The organism is Geodermatophilus poikilotrophus, assembly GCF_900111455.1.
GTDB lineage: Bacteria > Actinomycetota > Actinomycetes > Mycobacteriales > Geodermatophilaceae > Geodermatophilus > Geodermatophilus poikilotrophus.
The window spans coordinates 548,307-568,072 of the sequence record NZ_FOIE01000001.1; the positions used below are offsets into that span (position 1 = coordinate 548,307).

The window sequence follows — 19,766 nt, forward strand, 5'->3', positions numbered from 1 at the left end:
GTGCTGTCGTGCGGGTGGTCAGCGGATGGCCCCGACGGTGACGCGGTCGACCGTCCAGGCGCGGGTCTGCTCGCTGAGCGTGATGCCCAGGCCCGGCCGGTCGGAGATGTACATGCGCCCGTCGCGGGTCTCCAGCCGCTCGTTGAACAGCGGGTGCAGCCAGTCGAAGTGCTCCACCCACGGCTCGCGAGGGTAGGCCGCGGCCAGGTGGGCGTGGATCTCCATCGCGAAGTGCGGGGCCAGCTGCAGGTCGGCGACGTCGGCGAGGGTGGCCAGCTTGAGGAACTGGGTGATGCCGCCGATGCGCGGGGCGTCGGGCTGGAGGACGTCGACCGCGCCGTGCCGGATCAGCTCGGCGTGCTCGGCGACGCTGGTGAGCATCTCCCCGGTGGCGACCGCGGTGTCCAGCGAACGGGCGAGCTGGGCGTGGCCCTCGGCGTCGTAGGCGTCCAGCGGCTCCTCGATCCACACGAGGTCGAACTCCTCCAGCCGGCGGCTGACCCGCATGGCCGTCGGCCGGTCCCACTGCTGGTTGGCGTCGACCATCAGCGGGACGCCGTCGCCGAGGTGCTCGCGGACGGCGCGGACGCGGCGCAGGTCCTCGGCCGAGTCGGGCAGCCCGACCTTGATCTTGATGCCGCCGATGCCCTGCTCGAGGGTGCGGGTGGCGTTGTCCTTGACCTGCTCGACCGACTCGTGGAGGAAGCCGCCGGAGGTGTTGTAGCAGCGCACCGAGTCGCGGTGCGCGCCCAGCAGCTTGGCCAGCGGCAGGCCGGCCCGCTTGGCCTTGAGGTCCCACAGCGCGACGTCGATCGCCGCGATGGCCTGGGTCGACGCGCCGCTGCGGCCCACCGAGGCGCCGGCCCAGACCAGCTTGGTCCACAGCCGGCCGACGTCGCTGGGGTCCTCGCCGATCAGGTCGGGGGCGACCTCGCTCGCGTGCGCGAACTGGGCCAGGCCGCCGGCCCGCTTGGAGTAGCTGAACCCGACGCCCTCGTGGCCGTCCTCGGTGGTGATCTCGGCGAAGAGGAACGCGACCTCGGTCATCGGGCGCTGCCGGCCGGTGAAGACCTTGGCGTCGCTGATCGGGCTCGGCAGCGGCAGGGTGACCGAGGACAGGGTCACCGACTCGATCCGGTCGAGCACCGCGGGGGCGGTGGACCGCGGCGGGGCGGGCACGGTCGTCGTCATCTCGGGTCTCCAGACGTGGGTCGGCGGACGAGGCTCAACGGACGAGGCTCAACGGACGAGGCTCAACGGACGAGGCACGGGCGCTTGGGGTCGAACGCCCAGCCGGGGACGAGGTACTGCATCGCCACGGCGTCGTCCCGCGCGCCGAGACCGTGCTCGAGGTACAGCTCGTGCGCGGCGGCGAGGGCGTCGCGGTCGAGCTCGACACCGAGCCCGGGTGCGGTGGGCACGGCGATCGCACCGTCGCGGATCTGCAGGGGCTCGCGGGTCAGCGCCTGCCCGTCCTGCCAGATCCAGTGCGTGTCCAGGGCGGTGATCTGCCCCGGGGCGGCGGCGCCGACGTGGGTGAACATCGCCAGCGACACGTCGAAGTGGTTGTTGGAGTGCGAGCCCCAGGTCAGCCCGAAGTCGGAGCACAGCTGCGCGACGCGGACCGAGCCGCGCATGGTCCAGAAGTGCGGGTCGGCCAGCGGGATGTCGACCGCCCCTGCGCGGACGGCGTGCGCCATCTGCCGCCAGTCGGTGGCGACCATGTTGGTCGCGGTGGGCAGGCCGGTCGCCCGGCGGAACTCGGCCATGGTCTCGCGGCCGGAGTAGCCGCCCTCGGCGCCCACCGGGTCCTCCGCGTAGGCCAGCACGCCGTGCAGGTCACGGCAGAGCTCGACGGCCTCGGCCAGCAGCCAGCCGCCGTTCGGGTCCAGGGTGATCCGGGCGTCGGGGAACCGCTGCGCCAGCGCCCGGACCGCGGCGACCTCCTGCTCACCCGCCAGCACGCCGCCCTTGAGCTTGAAGTCGGAGAACCCGTAGCGGGTCTGCGCCGCCTCGGCGAGCGCGACGACGGCCTCCGGGGTCAGCGCCGGCTCGCGGCGCAGCCGCTCCCAGTCGTCGGCCGGGTCGGGCTCGGCCAGGTAGGGCAGGTCGGTGGCCGACCGGTCGCCGACGTAGAACAGGTAGCCCAGCATCGGCACGCTGTCGCGCTGCTGGCCCTCGCCGAGCAGCTCGGCCACCGGCACCTCCAGGTGCTGCCCGAGCAGGTCGAGCAGGGCGGACTCCAGCGCGGTGACCGCGTGGATCGTCGTCCGCAGGTCGAAGGTCTGCAGGCCGCGGCCACCGGCGTCCCGGTCGGCGAAGGTGGCCGCCACCTGCCGCAGCAGCCGCCCGTACTGCGCGACCGGCTGCCCGGCGAGCAGCGCACCGGCGTCCTCGACGGTGCGGCGGATCGCCTCGCCACCGGGGACCTCCCCGACGCCGGTCCGGCCCTCGCTGTCGGTGACGATCGCGATGTTGCGGGTGAAGAAGGGGCCGTGCGCGCCGCTGAGGTTGAGCAGCATGCTGTCGTGCCCGGCGACGGGCACCACCTCGACGCGGGCGACGGTGGGCGTGCGGCCGGTCGGCATCGGAGTCCTCGCCGTCCTCTCGGTGGTGGGTTCAGGAGACCTTGTCGACCAGGGCGGTGAGCTCGGCGAGCTCGGCCTCGGTGAGATCGGCCAGCGGCGGGCGGACCCGGCCGCCGTCGCGGCCGACCGCGGTGAGGCCGGCCTTGACGATGGAGACCGCGTAGCCCCTGGCCCGGTCCCGGATGTCCAGGTACGGGATCACGAAGTCGTTGAGCATCTGGTAGACGGCGGTGCGGTCCTGGGCGCGCACCGCGGCGTAGAAGCGCAGCGCGAACTCGGGCAGGAAGTTGTAGAGCGCCGAGGAGTAGGTGGTGACCCCCAGCTGCAGCAGCGGCAGCGCGAAGGTCTCCGCCGTGGGCAGCCCGCCGATGTAGATCAGCCGGTCGCCGACGCGGGCGTACGTGCGGGTCATCTGCTCGATGTCGCCCACGCCGTCCTTGAGGCCGATGAGGTTGGGGTTGCGCTCGGCGACCTCGGCCACGGTGGCGTCGGTCAGCACGGCGTTCGCGCGGCTGTAGACGATGACGCCCAGGTCGGTGGCGCGGCACACGGCGCTGATGTGCTCGACGAGCCCCCGCTGGCTGGCCTCGGTGAGGTAGGGCGGGAAGAGCAGCAGCCCGGAGGCGCCGGCGGCCTCGGCCGCCTGGGCCTGGGCGACGGAGACGGCGGTCCCGCCTGTGGCCGGCGCGATGACCGGCACGCGGTCGGCCACCTCCTCGACGGCGACGCGGACGACGCGGTCGATCTCCTCCGGGGTCAGCGAGAAGCCCTCGCCGGTCCCGCCCGCGGCGAACAGGCCGGCGACGTCGAAGCCCGCCTGCCAGGCCAGGTGCTCGCGGTACCGGGCCTCGTCGAACTGCAGGTCGGCGTCGAAGTGGGTCACCGGGAAGGAGAGCAGGCCGGACTTGAGCCGGTCAGCGAGGGCATCCGGGGGCAGCAGCGTCACGGGGATCGTGTCCTTGGGTCCGACGGGTCCGCACCGGGGGTCCTCCGGCGGCACGGGCTGTGGTCGCGGCCACCGTAGGAAGGTCAGACGATGCACGTCCAAGTGCACTTTGGCATCACTCGATGCTGGAGGGGTATCAGAGTCGTCCGGCCCGGCGCTCCAGCACGGCGAGCGTCCGCCACAGCGCGGGGTTCTTCGAGTCCTTGGCCCAGAGCAGGTGCAGCTCGACCGGCTCGGGCACCGACGTCTCCAGCCGGACGAAGGCCACACCCTCGATCGGCAGGCGGGCCGCGGACGCCGGGACGAACGCCACCCCGCGACCGGCCGCCACCAGCCACAGCATGGTGAGCACCTGGCTCACCGTGTGCACGGTGTTCTCGGCGGCGACGGGCGCGACGCGGGCGACCAGGTCGTAGAAGTACTTCGCCTGGGTCGGCGAGTGCATGACCACCGGCGTCGAGGCCAGGTCCGCGGCCGTCACGGGCCGGCCCAGCTCCAGCAGCCGGTGGCCCACCGGGACGGCCACGAGCAGCGCCTCGCGGTGCAGCAGCCGGTGGCCGAACGCCTCCTCGTCGAAGGGCGGACGCCCGAGGCCCAGGTCGACCTCCTCGTTGAGCAGCCCGGCGACCTGCTCGCGGGTGACCATCTCGGTGAGGTCGACGTCGACGTCGGGCAGCTCGGCCGCCAGGTCGTTGAGCAGCCGGCCGAGGACGCCGTAGGTCGAGGCGGCGGTGAAGCCGATGCGCACCACACCGCTGGCCCCGGAGGAGACCCGGCGGGCGAGCTCGGGCGCGGAGTCGGCCAGGCCGAGCAGCCGCCGGGCCTCGACGAGGAAGACCTGACCCGCGGCGGTCAGCGTCACCCTGCGGTTGTCCCGCTCGAGCAGCTGGGCGCCGACGACCCGCTCGAGCTTTTGGATCTGCCGGCTCAGCGGGGGTTGGGTCATCTTCAGCCGCGCCGCGGCCCGGCCGAAGTGCAGCTCGTCGGCGACGGCCACGAAGCCGCGGAGTTGCTCGAGCGTGAACGCCATGCTGGCAAGGTATCAATCGATGCCTCAATGGATTTGGACAGGCATGAGCGACGCTTCCTAGGCTCGCCGACGACCAGGCGTCCGTGACGCCACTCACACGGCCCGCGGCCCGGCCACGGCTGCTCTCCGAGGAGAACTCTCATGACGACGAACAACCGCGCACGCCGCTGGGCGACGGCCAGCACCGGCTTCGCCCTGGCCCTCTCGCTGGCCGCCTGCGGCGGCAACGTCGGCGGTGGCGGGTCCGCCGAGGGCGAGGAGTTCCCGGGCGGCGACCCGATCACCGTGCTCGTCGGCCAGGACCCGGGCGGCAGCACCGACCTGATCGCCCGTGCGCTGGCCGACGAGGTCTCCGACGACCTCGGCGTCCCGGTCACCGTGGAGAACCGGCCCGGTGCCAACGGCGCGCTCGCCGCCCAGGAGCTGGCCGGCGCGGAGCCCGACGGGCACACCCTGATGGTCTACAACGGCAGCCTGGCCTACATCACGCCGCTGGCCGTCGCCGAGGGCGAGGCGCCCGACATCGCGGACTACGAGATCGTCACCGGCCTCAGCCAGGACGACTACGTGCTGGTGACCGCGCCGTCCTCCGGCTTCAGGACGGTCGAGGACCTGGCCAACGCCGGGCGTCCGATCACCTTCGGGACGACGGGCGTCGGCACCGGCAGCCAGCTCTCCCAGGAGCTGCTCTTCAACCAGGCCGGCATCGAGGCGACCGCCGTCCCCTTCGACGGCGGCTCCCCGACCCTCACCGCCGTGCTGGGCGGTCAGGTCGACGTCGGCTCCATCCAGCTGGGCGAGGCCATCGAGCAGATCGAGGCCGGCGAGCTGACCCCGATCGTGACCTTCGCCGAGGAGCGGGTCAGCTACCTGCCCGACACCCCGACCGCCGTCGAGGCGGGCTACGACGCGCCGGTCCAGCAGTCCCGCGCGGTCTTCGCCCCGAAGGGCACCCCGGAGGACGTCCTCGAGACCCTGCAGGCGTCGTTCCAGACTGCGTTCGGCTCCGAGGCCTACCAGCAGTTCAACGAGGACAACCAGCTGACGCCGAACGAGGTCGACGGCGAGGAGGTCCGCGAGACGTGGACGTCGAACCTGGAGCGGTACCGCGGCGTCGTCGAGCAGTACTCGATCGACCTCGGCGGGGACTCGTGACCTCTCCCGCAGGCGGGACGCACGTCCCGGGACGCCCCGGCGGCCACCCGGCCGCCGGGGCCACCCCCCAGGCCGGCCCGGGGACGCCGCCGGAGGTGAGCACCCCCGAGGAGTTCGACCTCGAGGAGGCCATCCACCAGGTCGAGGCCGAGGAGCACGAGGGCCGCCCGCCGGCCGCCGGGCTGCTGGGCAACCTGGTCGTCGCCGCCGCCGTCGTCGTCCTCGGGGTGGCCGCGGTCGTCGGCTCGCTGGCCTTCGACGCCGGCAGCGCCCGCAGCCCGGAGGCGGGCACCTGGCCGCTCATGGTCAGCGTCGTGATCGTCGTCCTCGGGCTGGGCCTCGTGGTCACGGCCCGACGCACGACGGACGCCGAGCGCTTCGGCCGGACCAGCTGGCTGGTGCTCGTGGGCCTGGCGACCATGGTCGTCTTCGTCGCGGTCATCCCGGTCATCGGCTTCGAGATCCCCGCGGCCCTGCTCGCCTTCGTCTGGCTCCGCTTCCTCGGTTCCGAGGGCTGGCGGACGTCGATCGTCACGAGCGTGGCCCTGGTGGTCGCCTTCTACCTCATCTTCGTGGGCGCCCTCTCGGTGCCCATCCCGCACCTGTTCTAGGAGACGCCGTGGACCTCGCCCCGGTGCTCGACGGCTTCGGCGTCGTGCTGCAGCCCACCAACCTGCTCTACTGCCTGATCGGCGTCGTCGTCGGCATGCTCGTCGGCGTGCTGCCCGGCCTCGGCCCGGCGGCGACCATCGCCATCCTGCTGCCGATCACCATCGGCATCGAGCCGGTGACCGCGGTCATCATGCTCGCCGGCATCTTCTACGGCGCCCAGTACGGCGGCACGATCACCTCGGTGCTGCTGCGGCTGCCCGGCGAGGCGTCCTCGGTCGTCACCGTGTTCGACGGCTTCGCGCTGGCCCGGCAGGGCCGCGCCGGGACCGCGCTGGGCATCGCCGCGGTCGGCTCGTTCCTGGGCGGCACCGTCTCGATCGTCGCGCTCTCCTTCGTCGCCCCGCTGGTGGCCGGCTTCGCCCTGGACTTCGGCCCGCCGGAGTACACGGCCCTGGCCCTGCTCGGCATCCTGCTGGTCGCCACGGTCAGCAGCGGGGACCGGCTCAAGGCCGTGATCGCCGCCTGCCTCGGCCTGCTGCTGGCCACGGTCGGCCGCGACGGCTTCACCGGCGCCGAGCGGTTCACCTTCGACAACCTCTCCCTCGCCGACGGCCTGGACTTCGTGCCGATCGCGATGGGCCTCTTCGGCCTCGGCGAGATCCTCTACAACCTCGAGGAACGCCACCGGGCCGTGCACGCGCCGGCGACGGTGGCCAACGTCTGGCCCTCCCGCAAGGACCTGCGCCAGTCCTCGGGAGCCATCGGCCGCGGCTCGGTCCTCGGCTTCTTCCTCGGCATCCTGCCCGGCGGCGGCGCCACGCTGGCCTCGCTGGCCGCCTACGCCATGGAGAAGCGCCGGTCCAAGACGCCGGAGCGCTTCGGCCGGGGTGCCGTCGAGGGCGTCGCCGCGCCGGAGTCGGCCAACAACGCGGCCGCGACCTCGTCGTTCATCCCGCTGCTCACCCTGGGCATCCCCGCCAACGCCACGATGGCGGTCATCTACGGCGCGCTGCTCATCCAGGGCGTGAGCCCCGGCCCGCAGCTGGTCGACCAGGAGCCCGAGCTGTTCTGGGGCGTGGTCAACTCCATGTACATCGGCAACATCCTGTTGCTGATCATGAGCATCCCGCTGGTCGGGCTGTTCGTGAAGATCCTGCGGGTGCGGGCCACGATCCTCGCGCCGATCACCGTGCTCATCACGCTGATCGGGGTGTACACGGTCAACTACGACGTCTTCGACATCGGGCTGGTCGTCGCCTTCGGGGCGCTGGGCTACCTGATGAAGAAGCTGGGCTTCGACCCCGGCCCGCTGGTGCTCGCCTTCGTCCTCGGCTCGCTGCTCGAGGACTCGCTGCGCCGCTCGCTGCTGCTGTTCGACGGCGACCCGACCGGCTTCCTCACCCGTCCCATCTCCGGGACGCTGCTCGTCCTGTTCCTCGTCGTGGTGCTGCTCCCGCTGATCCGGGCCGCCCTCCCCCGCCGACGGGCCGACGCCCGTCGCGACACCAAGGAGCTCGTGTGACCGTCCTCGTCGCCTACGTCCCCACCCCCGAGGGGGACGCCGCCTTCACCGCGGCCGTCGAGGAGGCCGGCCGGCGCAACGCCCGGCTGGTCCTCCTGAACACCCCGCGCGAGGGGGCCCCGGTCAGCGCGGCGCTCGCGGACGAGGACGGCGTCCGCGACCTCGCCGCCCGGGCCCGGGCCGCCGGGGTGGACCTCGAGGTGCGCCAGGACGCGCACACCGGCGATCTCGCCGACGAGGTGGTGCGCGTCGCCGACGCGGTCGACGCCTCGGTGATCGTGATCGGCCTGCGCCGGCGCTCGCCGGTCGGCAAGCTGATCATGGGCAGCACGGCGCAGCGGATCCTGCTCGACGCCGACCGCCCCGTGCTCGCCGTCAAGCCCTGACGGTCGCGCCCGCGCCTCCCGCCGCCTGGTCCGGCGGCGGCCCCGCCGCTCCCGGAGGTCCCGCACCCGGGCGGACCGCCGCCCGCCAAAACCGCGCGCTCCGTCGCCGTCGGCCCGGCACGGGTCTGCTCCCCGGTGCGGCGGACGACCGCGGGTGCTGACCGACGCGCCGGCGGCTGGGCGACGCGGCGCGCACCGGACCGTGGTGCGGGGCACCGTGGGCGCGGGAGGATCGGCGGTGCCGGACCGCACCCGTGCGGCACCGGACACCCCGAGGGAGGCCGGCGATGGGTGAGCGCACGACGTGCCTGGTGGTCGGGGGCGGCCCGGCCGGGATGGTCCTGGGCCTGCTGCTGGCCCGCGCGGGTGTCGAGGTGACGGTGCTGGAGAAGCACGCGGACTTCCTCCGCGACTTCCGCGGCGACACCGTGCACCCCTCGACCCTGCAGCTGCTCGACGAGCTCGGCCTCGCCGACGACTTCGCCCGGCTGCCGCACACGAAGCTCGAAGAGGTCGTCATCCCCATGGCCGACGGGAACACCGTGACCCTCGGGGACTTCCGCCGGCTGCACGTCCGCTACCCCTACATCGCGATGACGCCGCAGTGGGACCTGCTGGACCTGCTGGCCGACGCCGGACGCCGGGAACCGACCTTCACGCTGCGGATGCAGACGGAGATGACCGACCTGATCCGCGAGGACGACCGGGTCTCCGGCGTGCGATACCGCACCGCGGACGGCACCACCGGCGAGATCCGGGCCGACCTCACCGTCGCCTGCGACGGTCGGCACTCCCTCGCGCGGCGGCAGGCGGGGCTGCGCCCCAGGGAGTTCGCCGTCCCCATCGATGCCTGGTGGTTCCGGGTCCCCCGCAGGCCGGACGACCGCCCCTCCGCCCTGGCCCCGCACGCGGCCCCCGGCCGCTTCGCCGTGGTCATCCCGCGCGAGACGTTCCTGCAGGTCGCCTACATCGGCCGCAAGGGCACCGACGCGCAGCTGCGGGCCCGCGGCATCGAGGCGTTCCGCGCGGACGTCGCCGAGCTCATCCCCGAGTTCCGGGACCGGGTGGACGCGCTGGCGTCGATGGACGACGTCAAGCACCTCGACGTGCGGGTCGACCGGCTCCTGCGCTGGCACGTCGACGGGCTGCTGTGCATCGGCGACGCCGCGCACGCGATGTCGCCGGTCGGCGGGGTGGGCATCAACCTCGCCGTCCAGGACGCCGTGGCCGCCGCGACCCTGCTGGCCGAGCCGTTGCGGAACGGCACCGTGGGCCCCTCGGACCTGGCGGCCGTGCGCGCCCGGCGGCTGCTGCCCACGGTGCTCGTGCAGACCCTCCAGCGGGCGCTGCACCGCGGCTTCGTGGGCCCGCTGGTCGAGGGACGGCGGGCCGGTCCGCCGAAGCCGGTGCTCGCGCTGGTGCACCGGTTTCCGCAGCTGTCCGTCGTCCCGGCGTACCTGATCGGGGTGGGGCTGCGCCCGGAGCACGCACCGGCCTTCGCCCGCCGCGCCCCCGCGTCCGCCTGAGCACCCGGGACCTCCGCACCTGGTGCCCGCCGCGCACGCCCGGCAGCCTCGGGCGATGGACGACGGGCGCACCGACGGGACCCTGACCGCCGACCGGGTGGTGCCGCTCGACGCGGCCTTCTTCGCCGATCCGCACGCCCTCTACGCACGGCTGCGCGTCGAGGAGCCGGTCGCGCGGGCGGTGACCCCGGTCGGCCTCCCGGTGTGGCTGGTCACCCGCTACGACGACGTCCGGCACGCCCTCACCGACCCGCGGCTGTCCAAGGACTCCGACGGGTTCGCCCGCGCGCTGGAACGTCAGCCGGTGCCCCCGGAGGGCCGGGCGGTGTTCGCCCAGGAGCTCAACCGGCACATGCTCAGCACCGACCCGCCCGACCACACCCGGCTGCGCAAGCTGGTCAGCCGGGCGTTCACGGTGCGGGCGATCACCGCCATGCGCCCGCAGGTGGAGGCGATCGCCGGCCGGCTGGCCGACCGGATGGCCGCCGGGCCGGCGGAGGTCGACCTGCTCGACACCTTCGCCTTCCCCCTGCCCATGGGGGTGATCTGCGAGCTGCTCGGCGTGCCCGAGGGCGAGCGGACGTCGTTCCGCCGCTGGTCCAACACGCTGCTGGCCTCCGACGGTGCGGTCGACGCGCGCACCGCCGCCGGCATGGCCATGGCGGAGTACCTGACCGCCCTGGTGGCGGAGAAGCGGGCGCGACCGGCGGACGACATGCTGTCGGCGATCGTGGCAGCCGCCGAGGACGCCGACCGGCTCTCGTTCGAGGAGACCGTGTCGATGGCCTTCCTGCTGCTGGTCGCCGGGCACGAGACGACGGTCAACCTCATCGGCAACGGCGTCCTGGCGCTGCTGCGCCGTCCCGACCGGCTCGCGGAGCTGCGCGCCGACCCCGCCCTGGTCCCCGGCGCGGTGGAGGAGTTCCTGCGCCTGGACGGGCCGGTCAACCTGGCCACGTTCCGGCACACCACCGAGCCGGTCGAGGTGGGCGGGACGACCATCCCGGCCGGCGAGGTCGTGCTGGTGTCCCTGGCGTCGGCCAACCGCGACCCGGACCACTACACCGCGCCCGACGAGCTGGACCTGCACCGCGAGGCCTCCCACCTGGCCTTCGGGCACGGCATCCACCACTGCCTCGGTGCCCCGCTGGCCCGCCTCGAGGGCGAAGTTGCGTTCCGGACGCTGCTCGCCCGGTTCCCCGACCTGACCCTCGCCGTCGACCCCGGCGAGCTGACCTGGCGGCAGAGCATCCTGATGCGCGGTCTGACCCGGCTGCCGGTGCGGCTGCGCTGAGCTGCGACCGCTGCCACCCGACGGCCACAGAGGAGCGCGCTGGTCCCGTGCGGGCTCCCCTGGAGCCACCGAGGGACGACCTCGCCCAGCCGTCACGGCGTGGGCACCCCTGCCCCGGGGAACGGAGGCACTCGTGGTGCGCGTGCCGGCACCACTCGAGGTGGTTCGACCGATGTCGGTGCATGGCCCACCGGTGACGCATCGGTGACGTCAGACGAGCATCTTGGACCCCTCAGTCCCGTGGAGTCAGGCCTGCGCGAGTCCACGTCTGCGGATTGCCTCTGCTACCGATGTCTCCGACTGGAGCGGCATGACTCCTCACTCTGGTGGACCCGCGGGTCCAGGGTCGCGGGTCGCACCCGAGACCGGACCGCAGACCGCGCGTGTGGGCGGCGAGCACCTGACGTCCGACAGTCGCCTGCGCGCAGTCAACCGACCCTGGCGTGAGGGTGTGGTGACCCGGGCGAAGGAACTCGAAGGGTTGAACCGGTGGATGGCACGGCATCCACGTCGAGCCGACTCGGAGGGTCTGTCGGAAGCCGTCCGTTCCCATGTAGAGATCGCCATCGACCGCGCCAATGACAGGAATCCCTGGCGAGCGATCACGGGGAGCAGTCTGCAGGGCGCCGCCACGAACCTGGACGCGGCTGAGGCGTGCCTCCTGCGTTTCGCACCCGATTCCTACCTGCGCGGTCAGATGTCGAGCTTCCTCGCTCACGTGCGTCGCCACCTGGCTCCTCATGACCCGCGCCGGTTGCAGTTGGAGGAGCTGTCAGCCGCTCGAGGTCATCGGCGGCACCTCAACGGAAACGCTCCTGCCGAGCCACGTCAGTTCTCCGAGGAGGAGCGGGGGGTCATCGTCAGCGCGGTGCGGGCTGCGAGTTCTGCAGGTGCTCGCGAGTTGATGCTGGCCAAGAGCTTCCTCAACACGCTCATCCTCACATCGGCCATCCTGATCCTGCTGGCGGCATTGACGGCCGTGTTCGGCTTCGTGAGCCCCGACACCATCTCCCTGTGCTTCGCGCCCGAGACCGCCGAGGGGCTCATGGTGGTGTGCCCGACGGGACAGGAGATGGTCACGCCGCCGGACACCATAGACGAGGTCATGGACCGGACGGCTGGGCGTTGGGACCTGTTCACAGTCGAGGCACTCGGCCTCACGGCGGCCGCCATCTCGGCGGCCGTGGCGCTGCGGAACATCCACGGGACCCACACCCCCATCGGGATCCCCATCTCGCTCGCGATCCTCAAGCTGCCACTCGGAGCGCTCACGGCTGTCCTGGGTCTCCTGCTGATGCGGGGAGGGTTCGTCCCCGGTCTCAGCGCTCTGGACTCGCCTCCGCAGATCCTCGCCTGGGCCGTGCTGTTCGGTTACGCCCAGCAGATCTTCACCAGGTTCGTGGATCAGCAGGCCAATGTCGTGCTGGACCGGGTTGCGGTGAACGTGCCCGAGGACACCGCTCCGGACCGAGCGGCTCCGGTGCGGGAACGACTCGGCGGAGCCGCGCCCGAGTCGCGCACCTCCACGGCCGGCTCGCCGGACTGACGCAACGTGCTCACCGGGATCCTGGCGTCCCGGCGGCCGCGGCTGTCGGCCTCGAAGTCCTGTCGCCCGCTCGGCAACTCCGCCGCGATCGCCGCCGGTCCGCACGAGCGCACCGGGGCCGCACCGCTCGGTGCAACGGCCATCGTCCCGAGCACCGACCACGACGGCGGGGATCCGGAGCTGCGGATCTCGAAGCGGCGAGCTGGCTCCTCGCCCTCGCTGCCCTCACCTCGACGCGGCGGGGCCCCTGCGGAGCGGTCGCTCGAGGACGTGCGTCCGCGTCGTGACCACGCCGGGCCAACGCCAGGGTGTCGGGTCCCCCGCCCTCGCACGTCGCCGCGGGAGCGTTGGTCGACGTCACGACGCGTCGAGCAGGGACGTGCTGGTCGAGGCGGAGCACCGGGACGCCGCACGGGTCCGTGAGGACGCGGCCGCGCCCGCGGTCCGGGGTCGCACGGTGCCCACCGGCGCCGCCCTGCGCGACGGCCGGCTGGTCGCCTGCACCGCGCTGCACGTGCCACTCACGCAGCCCGAGCGCGCGCAGCGGGGCGCCATGCTGGGTCCTGCGGTGGCGGTCAACGAGGCGGCGGTCAACGAGGCGCTGGGTTCCCACCGAGCGGGTGGTCCGTCCACGTGGTCGCGCCGGCTCCGACCGTGACCGGAGCAGGCTCCCCGTCGAGGAACGAGGTCACCAGCTCGGCCATGTCGGCCGGGCGTTCCAGGATGAACAGGTGTCCTCCGCCTTGGACGACGTGCAGCGACGCGTTCGGGATGCGCCAGGCGAGGATCCGCCCGTTGATGAGCGGGATGATCGGGTCGTCGTCCCCGGCGATGACCAGCGTGGGCTGCCGCAGGGTGTGCAGCCAGGGCAGGCTCGTCCACCCGGTGATCGCGTAGAGCTGGCCGGCGTACCCGGCCAGCGACGGGGGCCGCACCCGGCCGATGACCGTGTGCAGCAGCCGGTGCGGGTCGGTGCGGGCCATGCCGCCGTAGATGCGCCCGGCGACCTGCAGGTAGTGCTCGGGGTCGCGGTAGCGGCGCGGTGTGGTGAGCGCCAGCAGGGCCGACGGCGCCCCCGGCATGCCGCCCAGTCCGGGAGCGGTGGCCGCGAGCACCAGGCCGCGCACCCGGTGCTGGGCCTGGCGGGCCAGCTGCTGGGCCACCACACCGCCGAGGGAGACGCCGAAGACGTCGACCTCGTCGTACCCGAGCGCGTCCAGCATCCCGGTGACCGTGCGCACCAGGCCCGGCATCCGCCGCGGACTCCGGTAGGGCGTCGAGCCGCCGATGCCCGGCGCGTCGAAGCTGATCACCTGCCGGCCGCGGGCGGCCAGCTCGCGCTCGAACGGCTCGGCCAGCTCCAGGCTGGCGCCCAGGCCGGTGACCAGCAGCAGCGGTCGGCCCGAACCGCGGACCGACGTCCGCAGCCGGACCTCCCCCACCTCGACGGTCCGCACCTCGGCCCGCGGCACCCCCCTCACGCGAACGCCGAGGCGCCGGTGATGTCCCGGCCGACGATGAGGGTCTGGATGGTCTCGGTGCCCTCGAAGGTGTGGATCGACTCGATGTCGGCCATGTGCCGGATGACGTGGAAGTCCAGCAGGATCCCGTTGCCGCCGAGCAGGTCGCGCGCCTCGGCCAGCACCGCGCGGGCAGTGCTGGTGTTGTGCGCCTTGGCCAGGCCGGCCAGCGTCGGCTCGACCCGTCCCGCCAGTGCCAGGTCGGCCAGCCGCCGGCAGTACAGCTGCATCGAGGTGACCTTGGCCAGCATCCCGACCAGCCGCTCCTGGATCAGCTGGAACTCCACCAGCGGCTTGCCGAACTGCTTGCGTCGCCCGGCGTAGGTCAGCGCCGCCTCGTACCCGGCGACGGCGTGGCCCAGCGCCATCCAGGCGCAGGAGCCGCGGGTGGTGGCCAGCACCGCGCCGGTGTCCTTGAACGACCGGCCCCCGGGGAGCACGTTCTCCGCCGGGACCCGCACGTCCTCCAGCTCGATCTCGGCCTGCCACACCGCGCGCAGCGAGCCCTTGCCCTCGATCCGGCGTGCCCGGTAGCCCTGTGCCCCCTTCTCCACGAGGAAGCCCTTGACCTGCCCGTCGTCGGTGTCGCGGGCCCAGACCACGACGACGTCGGCGATGGTGCCGTTGCCGATCCACTTCTTGGACCCGTTGAGCACGTAGGACTCGCCGTCCCGGCGGGCCGAGGTCTCCAGGGCGATGGAGTCCGAGCCGTGGTCGGGCTCGGTGAGCGCGAAGGCCCCGAGCGCCTCGCAGCGGGCCATCGGCGGCAGCCAGCGCTGCTTCTGCTCCTCCGAGCCGAGCATGGCGATCGACTTCATCGCCAGGCCGGCCTGGACGCCGAGGAAGGTGCCCAGGCTGCCGTCCCCGCGGTTGAGCTCCATGTGCACCAGGCCGGCGGACAGCGCGTCCATCGGCGGGCAGCCGTAGCCCTCGATGCCGTCGCCGACCAGGCCCGCCGCGCCCAGCTTCTCGGCCAGCTCCCGGGGGAACTCCGCGCGCTCCCAGTAGCCGTTGATCACCGGCAGCACCTCGTCCTCGACGAAGGCGCGGGTGCGCAGCAGGTGGTCCATCTGCTCGGGCGAGAACTCCTCGCGCAGCTGGAAGTAGTCGGTGGACAGCGCCTTGCCGATGTCCTCTGCGAGCGTCACGTCGGTCCTCTCCGGTCGGGTGCCGGCGGTCACTTGTCCCGCACGTAGCTGCCGGGGGCGTCCTCGCGGACGCGGAACCGGGCGCTGCCGAGCTCGTCGGGCGTGGGCTTGTCCGGCCCGGAGCGCTCCCCCAGCCAGGCGCTGTAGTCCGGCCACCAGGAGCCCTTCTCGGTGCGGGCGGTGTCGGTCCACTCCTCGACCGGGGCGGAGTTGTCGTCGGTGACCCGGTAGCTGGACTTGGGGTTGCCCGGCGGGTTGACCAGCGCCGCGATGTGCCCGTTGGTGGAGAGCACGAAGCGCATCTTGCCGCCGAGCAGCTGGCTGCTGCGGTAGCACGACTGCCACGGGCAGATGTGGTCGGCGGACCCGGCCAGCACGTAGGAGTCGACGGTGACCTGGCTGAGGTCCACCTCGGTGCCGAGCAGGGTCACGCTGCCGGGCCGGGTCAGCTTGTTGCCCAGGGCCATGTCGACGAAGTCGGCGTGCAGCTGGGCGGTCATCCGGGTGGTGTCGGAGTTCCAGGACAGGATGTCGAACTTCGGCGGCCGCTTGCCCTGCAGGTAGTTGTTGACCCAGTAGTTCCAGATCAGGTCGTTGGGCCGCAGCCAGGCGAACACCTCGGCGAGCCTGCGGCCGTCGAGGTAGCCGGCGCGCCGGGAGGCCGCGACGGACTGCGCGGCGGTGTCCGGGTCCATCGTCGCGCCGAGCAGGCCGGCGCGCGTCTGGTCCAGCACGGTGACCAGCAGGCTCAGGCTGGCCAGCCGGTCCTGCCGCCCCTTCGCGGCCAGGACGGCGGCGGTCATGCTGGCCAGGATGCCGCCCGAGCAGGTGCCCATCAGGTGGGTGGCGTCCTCGCCGCTGATCTCCTCGACCGCGTCGAGCGCGTCGAGGATGGCCGTGGCGTACGTGTCGAAGCCCCATTCGCGGTGCCGGGCGTCGGGGTTGCGCCAGGACACCATGAAGACCTGCTGGCCCTGGCCGACGAGGTGCTCGACCAGGCTGCGCCCGGGCGCGAGGTCGAGCACGTAGAACTTGTTGATCGTCGGCGGCACGACGAGCACCGGCACCGTGCGGACGGTCTCCGTCGTCGGCCGGTACTGGATCAGCTCGAAGACCGGCGTGCGCAGCACCACCGAGCCCGGGGTGACCGCGAGGTCCCGGCCCACCTCGTAGGCGTCCGGGTCGACCATCGTCGGCACCCGGGGCGGGCTGGCCAGGTCGCGCACCAGGTTCCGCGGCCCCCGCACGAGGTTGGCCCCCGCGGTGTCGATGAGGGCCTTCCACGCCACCGGGCTGATCAGCGGGTTGTTGCTCGGCGCGAGCGCGTCGACCAGGTTGGTGCCGGCGAAGCGCACCCGCTCGGCGTCCTTCCACTCCAGCGGCACGTCGTGCAGCAGGCCCAGCGCGGTCTCCCCCGTGGCGAGGTATGCCTGGACCAGCCGCCGCAGCAGCGGGTTCTCCGTCCACGCCGGGTCGGCGAAGCGCCGGTCCCGCTTGGAGGGCGCCACGTCGCTGGTGCCCACGGCGATCTGCGCCAGCTGGCCGGCCAGCGACCGGGCCCGCGCGGCCACCCGGTCTGGGCGGCGGGCCAGCCCGCCCAGGAACTTGAGCCCCGGCTTACCCGGGGACAGCCGGCGGACCGTCCCCTGGGCCGCCTGGGTGAGCAGCAGGTCGAGAGGCCCGGCCGCACCGGCCACCTCGCGCGAGTCGTCGACCGATGCCATGTCGTCTCCTCCGAGACGGCGATCCCCTCCTGGGGACCTCCGACCCTGGTGCGTTGGGTCACGGAACGCTTCCCGAGCATCATGCCCGGAGACGCCGACACTGCACATCCGGGGGCGGGTCCCATGACCCGAGGGGGGTGCCCGGCGACCGGTGTCACCCCGGCGGTGCAGCCGCGCCCCGCTCTCAGGGGTGGTGGGTGAGGACCACGGCGCGCGCGTGCAGGGCGACGGCGTCGCGGCAGGCACGGACCGTGAGCGGGTCGAGGGCAGAGAGCGTCTCGTCGAGCAGGACGACGTCGGGGTCTTGCAGGAGGGCGCGAGCGGCGTAGACGCGGGCCAGTTCACCGTCGGAGAGCTGCCTGCCGGTCCCCCCCACCAGCTGGTTGAGCCTGCCCGGCATGCGGTCCAGCACGGGTCCCAGAAGCAGCACGCGGCAGAGTCGCTCGGCCTCGTCGAGGTCCCCCTGCGTCGGCGGCCACGCGCGGCCAGGTGGCGGGTCGAACGCGAGGGTGCCGGCGAACAGGTGGTTGAGGTGGTTCTGGGGGACGGCCACGACGCGGCCGGCCCGGGACAGGTGGCCGACGTAGACGGGGAGGTGGCCGGCGAGCACGGCGACGGCGGTGCTCTTGCCGAGTCCGGACGGACCGGTCAGCAGGATCCGGTCGCCGCAGCGGACGGTTATGTCGAAGCCGTCCAGGCCGGGACGGTCCCACCCAGGACAGCAGACCCTCCGGCCCCGCGCCTCGACGACCGGCGGGGTGGACGGCCCGGCCGGCGTCCCGGCGAGGAGGGCGCCGCTGCCGTCGCCGGGGACCTCGGGTACGCGGGGCCCGGTGGACGCCGGCAGCGCCGGCCCGGCGCGCCAGGTGGGGACGGCGCTCAGCAGCTCGGCGGACCTGCGTCATGGCCAGACCGCCGTCGGAGAGGTCGACGACGGCCACGGCGAGCGACTCCATGCCGGCGGCGAGCAGGACGGCGCCGAGGACGGCCGCGGCCGCGCCGGGGGCGGGGATCGAGCCGGCCCCGCTGAGCGCGAGCAGCAGGAGCGCGAAGAGCAGCCAAGCCGGGGCGATGGCGCCCACCAGCCAGCCGGCGATCCGGTCGCAGCGACGCCCGGCCCGTTCGACCTCCTCCAGTGCGCGTCGCATGCACTCGACGTCCCCTGCAGGCCGGCCCTGGACGAGCCTGGAGGGGTGCGCCAGCAGCTCCTCCGTCATCAGGGTGCTGATGGCCCCGCGCGCCTCCTCCCAGCTCCGCCTGCGCCTCACCGACGCGCACCCCGCCGCGCCCGCGACAGCGAGGTGGCCGAGCAGACCGGCGAGGACGACCGTCCCCTCGGGGACGGCCAGGCACAGCGCCGCCACGACCAGTACCTCGGCGGCCCCGGTCAGGGCGACCGCACCACCGCCGCTGAGGTCGGGGGCGGCGGCGTCGACGTCGAAGGTCCGGCCGAGGACCCACCCGGGCCCGGCCCGGAAGACGGTGTCCGGGTCCAGCTGCGCCGCCCGCGCCACGACGCGGCGCTTGCCCCACGCGCTGGCCCGGGCCGCCGCGATCCCGAGCGCCTGGGCGAACGAGATGGGGGACACGGCTAGCGCGTACCGGCGGCGGCGTCAACGCGATCGGGGCCGCTGCACCCACCGGCTCGCCGTGGCGTCACGCGACCGGTCGTCCGCTCGAGCGGCGTACACGTGCCGGTCACACACCGAGGACCATCCGCCCGCTCGGGTCGGATGGCCCTCGACCGGGATCGACACCCGGTTGAGGCTCGATGCGTGGCGGGTCAGGGCGACCTGTAGCCGCCGGCCGTCACGTCGATCTGCGTGGGCATCTCGTCACCGCCTCCCGGCACTGCTCCGCGAGTGGGGAGGAGTGGTCTGAGCTCCCGCCCCCGGTCGCCTGCTGTGAGAGAAGGCATTCCGAGCGCCGGGCCGGCCCACCATCGAGGTGACCCCCGTCTTCACCGTGGCCGTTCTCCCGGATCAGGAGTAGGGGCCACCCCGCGTGCCGGCGCCGGCCGCGTCCCACGGCCGGGCCTCACGCCGCTGTCGGGACCGCTCCCAGGGTCGGGCGGGGCCCCGCTGCCGGGGGCAGCGGGTCGAAGAGGTGGGAGCGGCGGGCGGGTCAGCCCTCGACCGGCCCGCAGGCGATCCGCCCTCCGGCATCGCCGGTGTTGCGCGTCATCTGGTCCGGCCCACCGGGTGCGTAGCGCTCCGGGACGTTCGCGTAGTTGTCCCGGTCGGCGTGCACCATGACCGCGCTGCCGTCCTCGTCGGTCACCTGGTCGAGGGTCAGCGTGTCGGTGACGACCGTGAGCGCCCCGGTGCCGGCTTCGGTCACGAACAGCAGCGGCAGGTCGCCGGCGTGCTCCCCGTGGTCGGCCTCCCCGGCGCCGAGGTGCCCGCCGGCGGACAGGAAGTCCCCCGTCATGGCGGGATCGGTGGGGCTGGGGCTGTCCGGTTCGCAGCGGCCGACGGCGTGCACGTGGAACCCGTGGAAGCCCGGGGACAGCCCCGTGACCCGCACCTCGACCTGCGTGCCCCCCTCGACCTCGGTGAGGGTCGCGACGCCCACCTCGCCGCCCTCGGGGTCGACCAGCCGCGCCGTGAGCTCCCCCGCCCCGGACTCCGGGGCCGAGGCGTCCGCGGCCGTGGTGCCCCCGGCGGTGGACGCGGACGACGCCTCGTCGGTGCCCGCACAGCCCCCCACGACGACGGTGAGGGCGCAGGCGGACAGGAGCGAGGGGACGACCGTTCGGCACATCGGGTC

Annotated in this window: 17 protein-coding genes; 8 read left to right on the plus strand and 9 right to left on the minus strand. The window is 73.5% G+C overall.

Going from position 1 to position 19,766, the window contains the following annotated elements; translation table 11 throughout:
• Nucleotides 1–18: 18 nt before the first annotated feature.
• The 4 genes from BMW27_RS02465 to BMW27_RS02480 all read right to left on the minus strand — a co-directional run bounded on the left by BMW27_RS02465 (nucleotide 19) and on the right by BMW27_RS02480 (nucleotide 4,564).
• Complete coding sequence (locus BMW27_RS02465) at nucleotides 19–1,191, minus strand: L-talarate/galactarate dehydratase (RefSeq protein ID WP_091438497.1); 1,173 nt, start codon at nucleotides 1,189–1,191, stop codon at nucleotides 19–21.
• Between the two features lie 62 nt (nucleotides 1,192–1,253).
• Nucleotides 1,254–2,588: an enolase C-terminal domain-like protein gene (locus tag BMW27_RS02470; protein ID WP_091438499.1), complete on the minus strand. Its 1,335-nt coding sequence runs from the start codon at nucleotides 2,586–2,588 to the stop codon at nucleotides 1,254–1,256.
• 31 nt (nucleotides 2,589–2,619) lie between these two features.
• Nucleotides 2,620–3,534 carry a 5-dehydro-4-deoxyglucarate dehydratase gene (gene kdgD / locus BMW27_RS02475; RefSeq protein WP_091438501.1) on the minus strand — a complete coding sequence of 305 codons (915 nt, stop codon included), beginning with the start codon at nucleotides 3,532–3,534 and terminating at the stop codon, nucleotides 2,620–2,622.
• A 136-nt stretch (nucleotides 3,535–3,670) separates the two neighbouring features.
• Nucleotides 3,671–4,564, minus strand: coding sequence for a LysR substrate-binding domain-containing protein (locus tag BMW27_RS02480; RefSeq protein ID WP_091438503.1), 894 nt, complete (start codon nucleotides 4,562–4,564; stop codon nucleotides 3,671–3,673).
• A gap of 141 nt (nucleotides 4,565–4,705) precedes the next feature.
• Between BMW27_RS02480 and BMW27_RS02485 the strand changes: the two genes are divergently transcribed.
• The 7 genes from BMW27_RS02485 to BMW27_RS02515 all read left to right on the plus strand — a co-directional run bounded on the left by BMW27_RS02485 (nucleotide 4,706) and on the right by BMW27_RS02515 (nucleotide 12,605).
• The gene (locus tag BMW27_RS02485; RefSeq protein WP_091438506.1) at nucleotides 4,706–5,719 is read left to right on the plus strand and encodes a tripartite tricarboxylate transporter substrate binding protein; all 1,014 of its coding nucleotides are present in this window, start codon (nucleotides 4,706–4,708) and stop codon (nucleotides 5,717–5,719) included.
• Nucleotides 5,716–6,330 (plus strand): tripartite tricarboxylate transporter TctB family protein, encoded by a 615-nt coding sequence (locus tag BMW27_RS02490; RefSeq protein ID WP_091438508.1) that lies wholly within the window; start codon nucleotides 5,716–5,718, stop codon nucleotides 6,328–6,330. Before BMW27_RS02485 ends, BMW27_RS02490 begins: the two co-directional genes overlap by 4 nt.
• An 8-nt stretch (nucleotides 6,331–6,338) precedes the next feature.
• Nucleotides 6,339–7,853 (plus strand): tripartite tricarboxylate transporter permease, encoded by a 1,515-nt coding sequence (locus BMW27_RS02495; protein ID WP_091438511.1) that lies wholly within the window; start codon nucleotides 6,339–6,341, stop codon nucleotides 7,851–7,853.
• Nucleotides 7,850–8,239 carry a universal stress protein gene (locus BMW27_RS02500; RefSeq protein WP_091438515.1) on the plus strand — a complete coding sequence of 130 codons (390 nt, stop codon included), beginning with the start codon at nucleotides 7,850–7,852 and terminating at the stop codon, nucleotides 8,237–8,239. Before BMW27_RS02495 ends, BMW27_RS02500 begins: the two co-directional genes overlap by 4 nt.
• A gap of 287 nt (nucleotides 8,240–8,526) precedes the next feature.
• Nucleotides 8,527–9,765, plus strand: coding sequence for an FAD-dependent oxidoreductase (locus BMW27_RS02505; protein WP_091438519.1), 1,239 nt, complete (start codon nucleotides 8,527–8,529; stop codon nucleotides 9,763–9,765).
• A 55-nt stretch (nucleotides 9,766–9,820) separates the two neighbouring features.
• Entirely contained in the window at nucleotides 9,821–11,059 is a 1,239-nt protein-coding gene (locus tag BMW27_RS02510) for a cytochrome P450 family protein (RefSeq protein WP_175486298.1), read from the plus strand.
• Between the two features lie 385 nt (nucleotides 11,060–11,444).
• Nucleotides 11,445–12,605, plus strand: a complete 1,161-nt coding sequence (locus BMW27_RS02515) for a hypothetical protein (RefSeq protein WP_175486299.1) — start codon at nucleotides 11,445–11,447, stop codon at nucleotides 12,603–12,605.
• A 590-nt stretch (nucleotides 12,606–13,195) separates the two neighbouring features.
• Here the strand turns inward: BMW27_RS02515 and phaZ are convergent.
• The 4 genes from phaZ to BMW27_RS02540 all read right to left on the minus strand — a co-directional run bounded on the left by phaZ (nucleotide 13,196) and on the right by BMW27_RS02540 (nucleotide 17,883).
• Nucleotides 13,196–14,077 carry a poly(3-hydroxyalkanoate) depolymerase gene (gene phaZ / locus BMW27_RS02525; RefSeq protein ID WP_091438528.1) on the minus strand — a complete coding sequence of 294 codons (882 nt, stop codon included), beginning with the start codon at nucleotides 14,075–14,077 and terminating at the stop codon, nucleotides 13,196–13,198.
• Between the two features lie 5 nt (nucleotides 14,078–14,082).
• Nucleotides 14,083–15,273, minus strand: a complete 1,191-nt coding sequence (locus BMW27_RS02530) for an acyl-CoA dehydrogenase family protein (protein WP_245743263.1) — start codon at nucleotides 15,271–15,273, stop codon at nucleotides 14,083–14,085.
• Between the two features lie 29 nt (nucleotides 15,274–15,302).
• Complete coding sequence (locus tag BMW27_RS02535) at nucleotides 15,303–16,997, minus strand: PHA/PHB synthase family protein (RefSeq protein ID WP_091438534.1); 1,695 nt, start codon at nucleotides 16,995–16,997, stop codon at nucleotides 15,303–15,305.
• A 184-nt stretch (nucleotides 16,998–17,181) separates the two neighbouring features.
• On the minus strand, nucleotides 17,182–17,883 hold the full coding sequence (locus BMW27_RS02540; protein WP_217638037.1) for an ATP-binding cassette domain-containing protein: 702 nt from the start codon (nucleotides 17,881–17,883) through the stop codon (nucleotides 17,182–17,184).
• Between BMW27_RS02540 and BMW27_RS02545 the strand changes: the two genes are divergently transcribed.
• Nucleotides 17,831–18,592, plus strand: coding sequence for a hypothetical protein (locus BMW27_RS02545; protein WP_139206812.1), 762 nt, complete (start codon nucleotides 17,831–17,833; stop codon nucleotides 18,590–18,592). The genes BMW27_RS02540 and BMW27_RS02545 overlap by 53 nt on opposite strands.
• Before the next feature lie 529 nt (nucleotides 18,593–19,121).
• Here BMW27_RS02545 and BMW27_RS02550 read toward each other — a convergent pair.
• Nucleotides 19,122–19,760, minus strand: a complete 639-nt coding sequence (locus tag BMW27_RS02550; RefSeq protein WP_091438543.1) for a superoxide dismutase family protein — start codon at nucleotides 19,758–19,760, stop codon at nucleotides 19,122–19,124.
• Between the last annotated feature and the right edge of the window lie 6 nt (nucleotides 19,761–19,766).

Coding starts and splice junctions, on each gene's coding strand:
- BMW27_RS02465 (WP_091438497.1), bottom strand. CDS start 1,191: ATGACGACGACCGTGCCCGCCCCGCCGCGGTCCACCGCCCCCGCGGTG.
- BMW27_RS02470 (WP_091438499.1), bottom strand. CDS start 2,588: ATGCCGACCGGCCGCACGCCCACCGTCGCCCGCGTCGAGGTGGTGCCC.
- BMW27_RS02480 (WP_091438503.1), bottom strand. CDS start 4,564: ATGGCGTTCACGCTCGAGCAACTCCGCGGCTTCGTGGCCGTCGCCGAC.
- BMW27_RS02485 (WP_091438506.1), top strand. CDS start 4,706: ATGACGACGAACAACCGCGCACGCCGCTGGGCGACGGCCAGCACCGGC.
- BMW27_RS02505 (WP_091438519.1), top strand. CDS start 8,527: ATGGGTGAGCGCACGACGTGCCTGGTGGTCGGGGGCGGCCCGGCCGGG.
- BMW27_RS02510 (WP_175486298.1), top strand. CDS start 9,821: ATGGACGACGGGCGCACCGACGGGACCCTGACCGCCGACCGGGTGGTG.
- BMW27_RS02535 (WP_091438534.1), bottom strand. CDS start 16,997: ATGGCATCGGTCGACGACTCGCGCGAGGTGGCCGGTGCGGCCGGGCCT.
- BMW27_RS02550 (WP_091438543.1), bottom strand. CDS start 19,760: ATGTGCCGAACGGTCGTCCCCTCGCTCCTGTCCGCCTGCGCCCTCACC.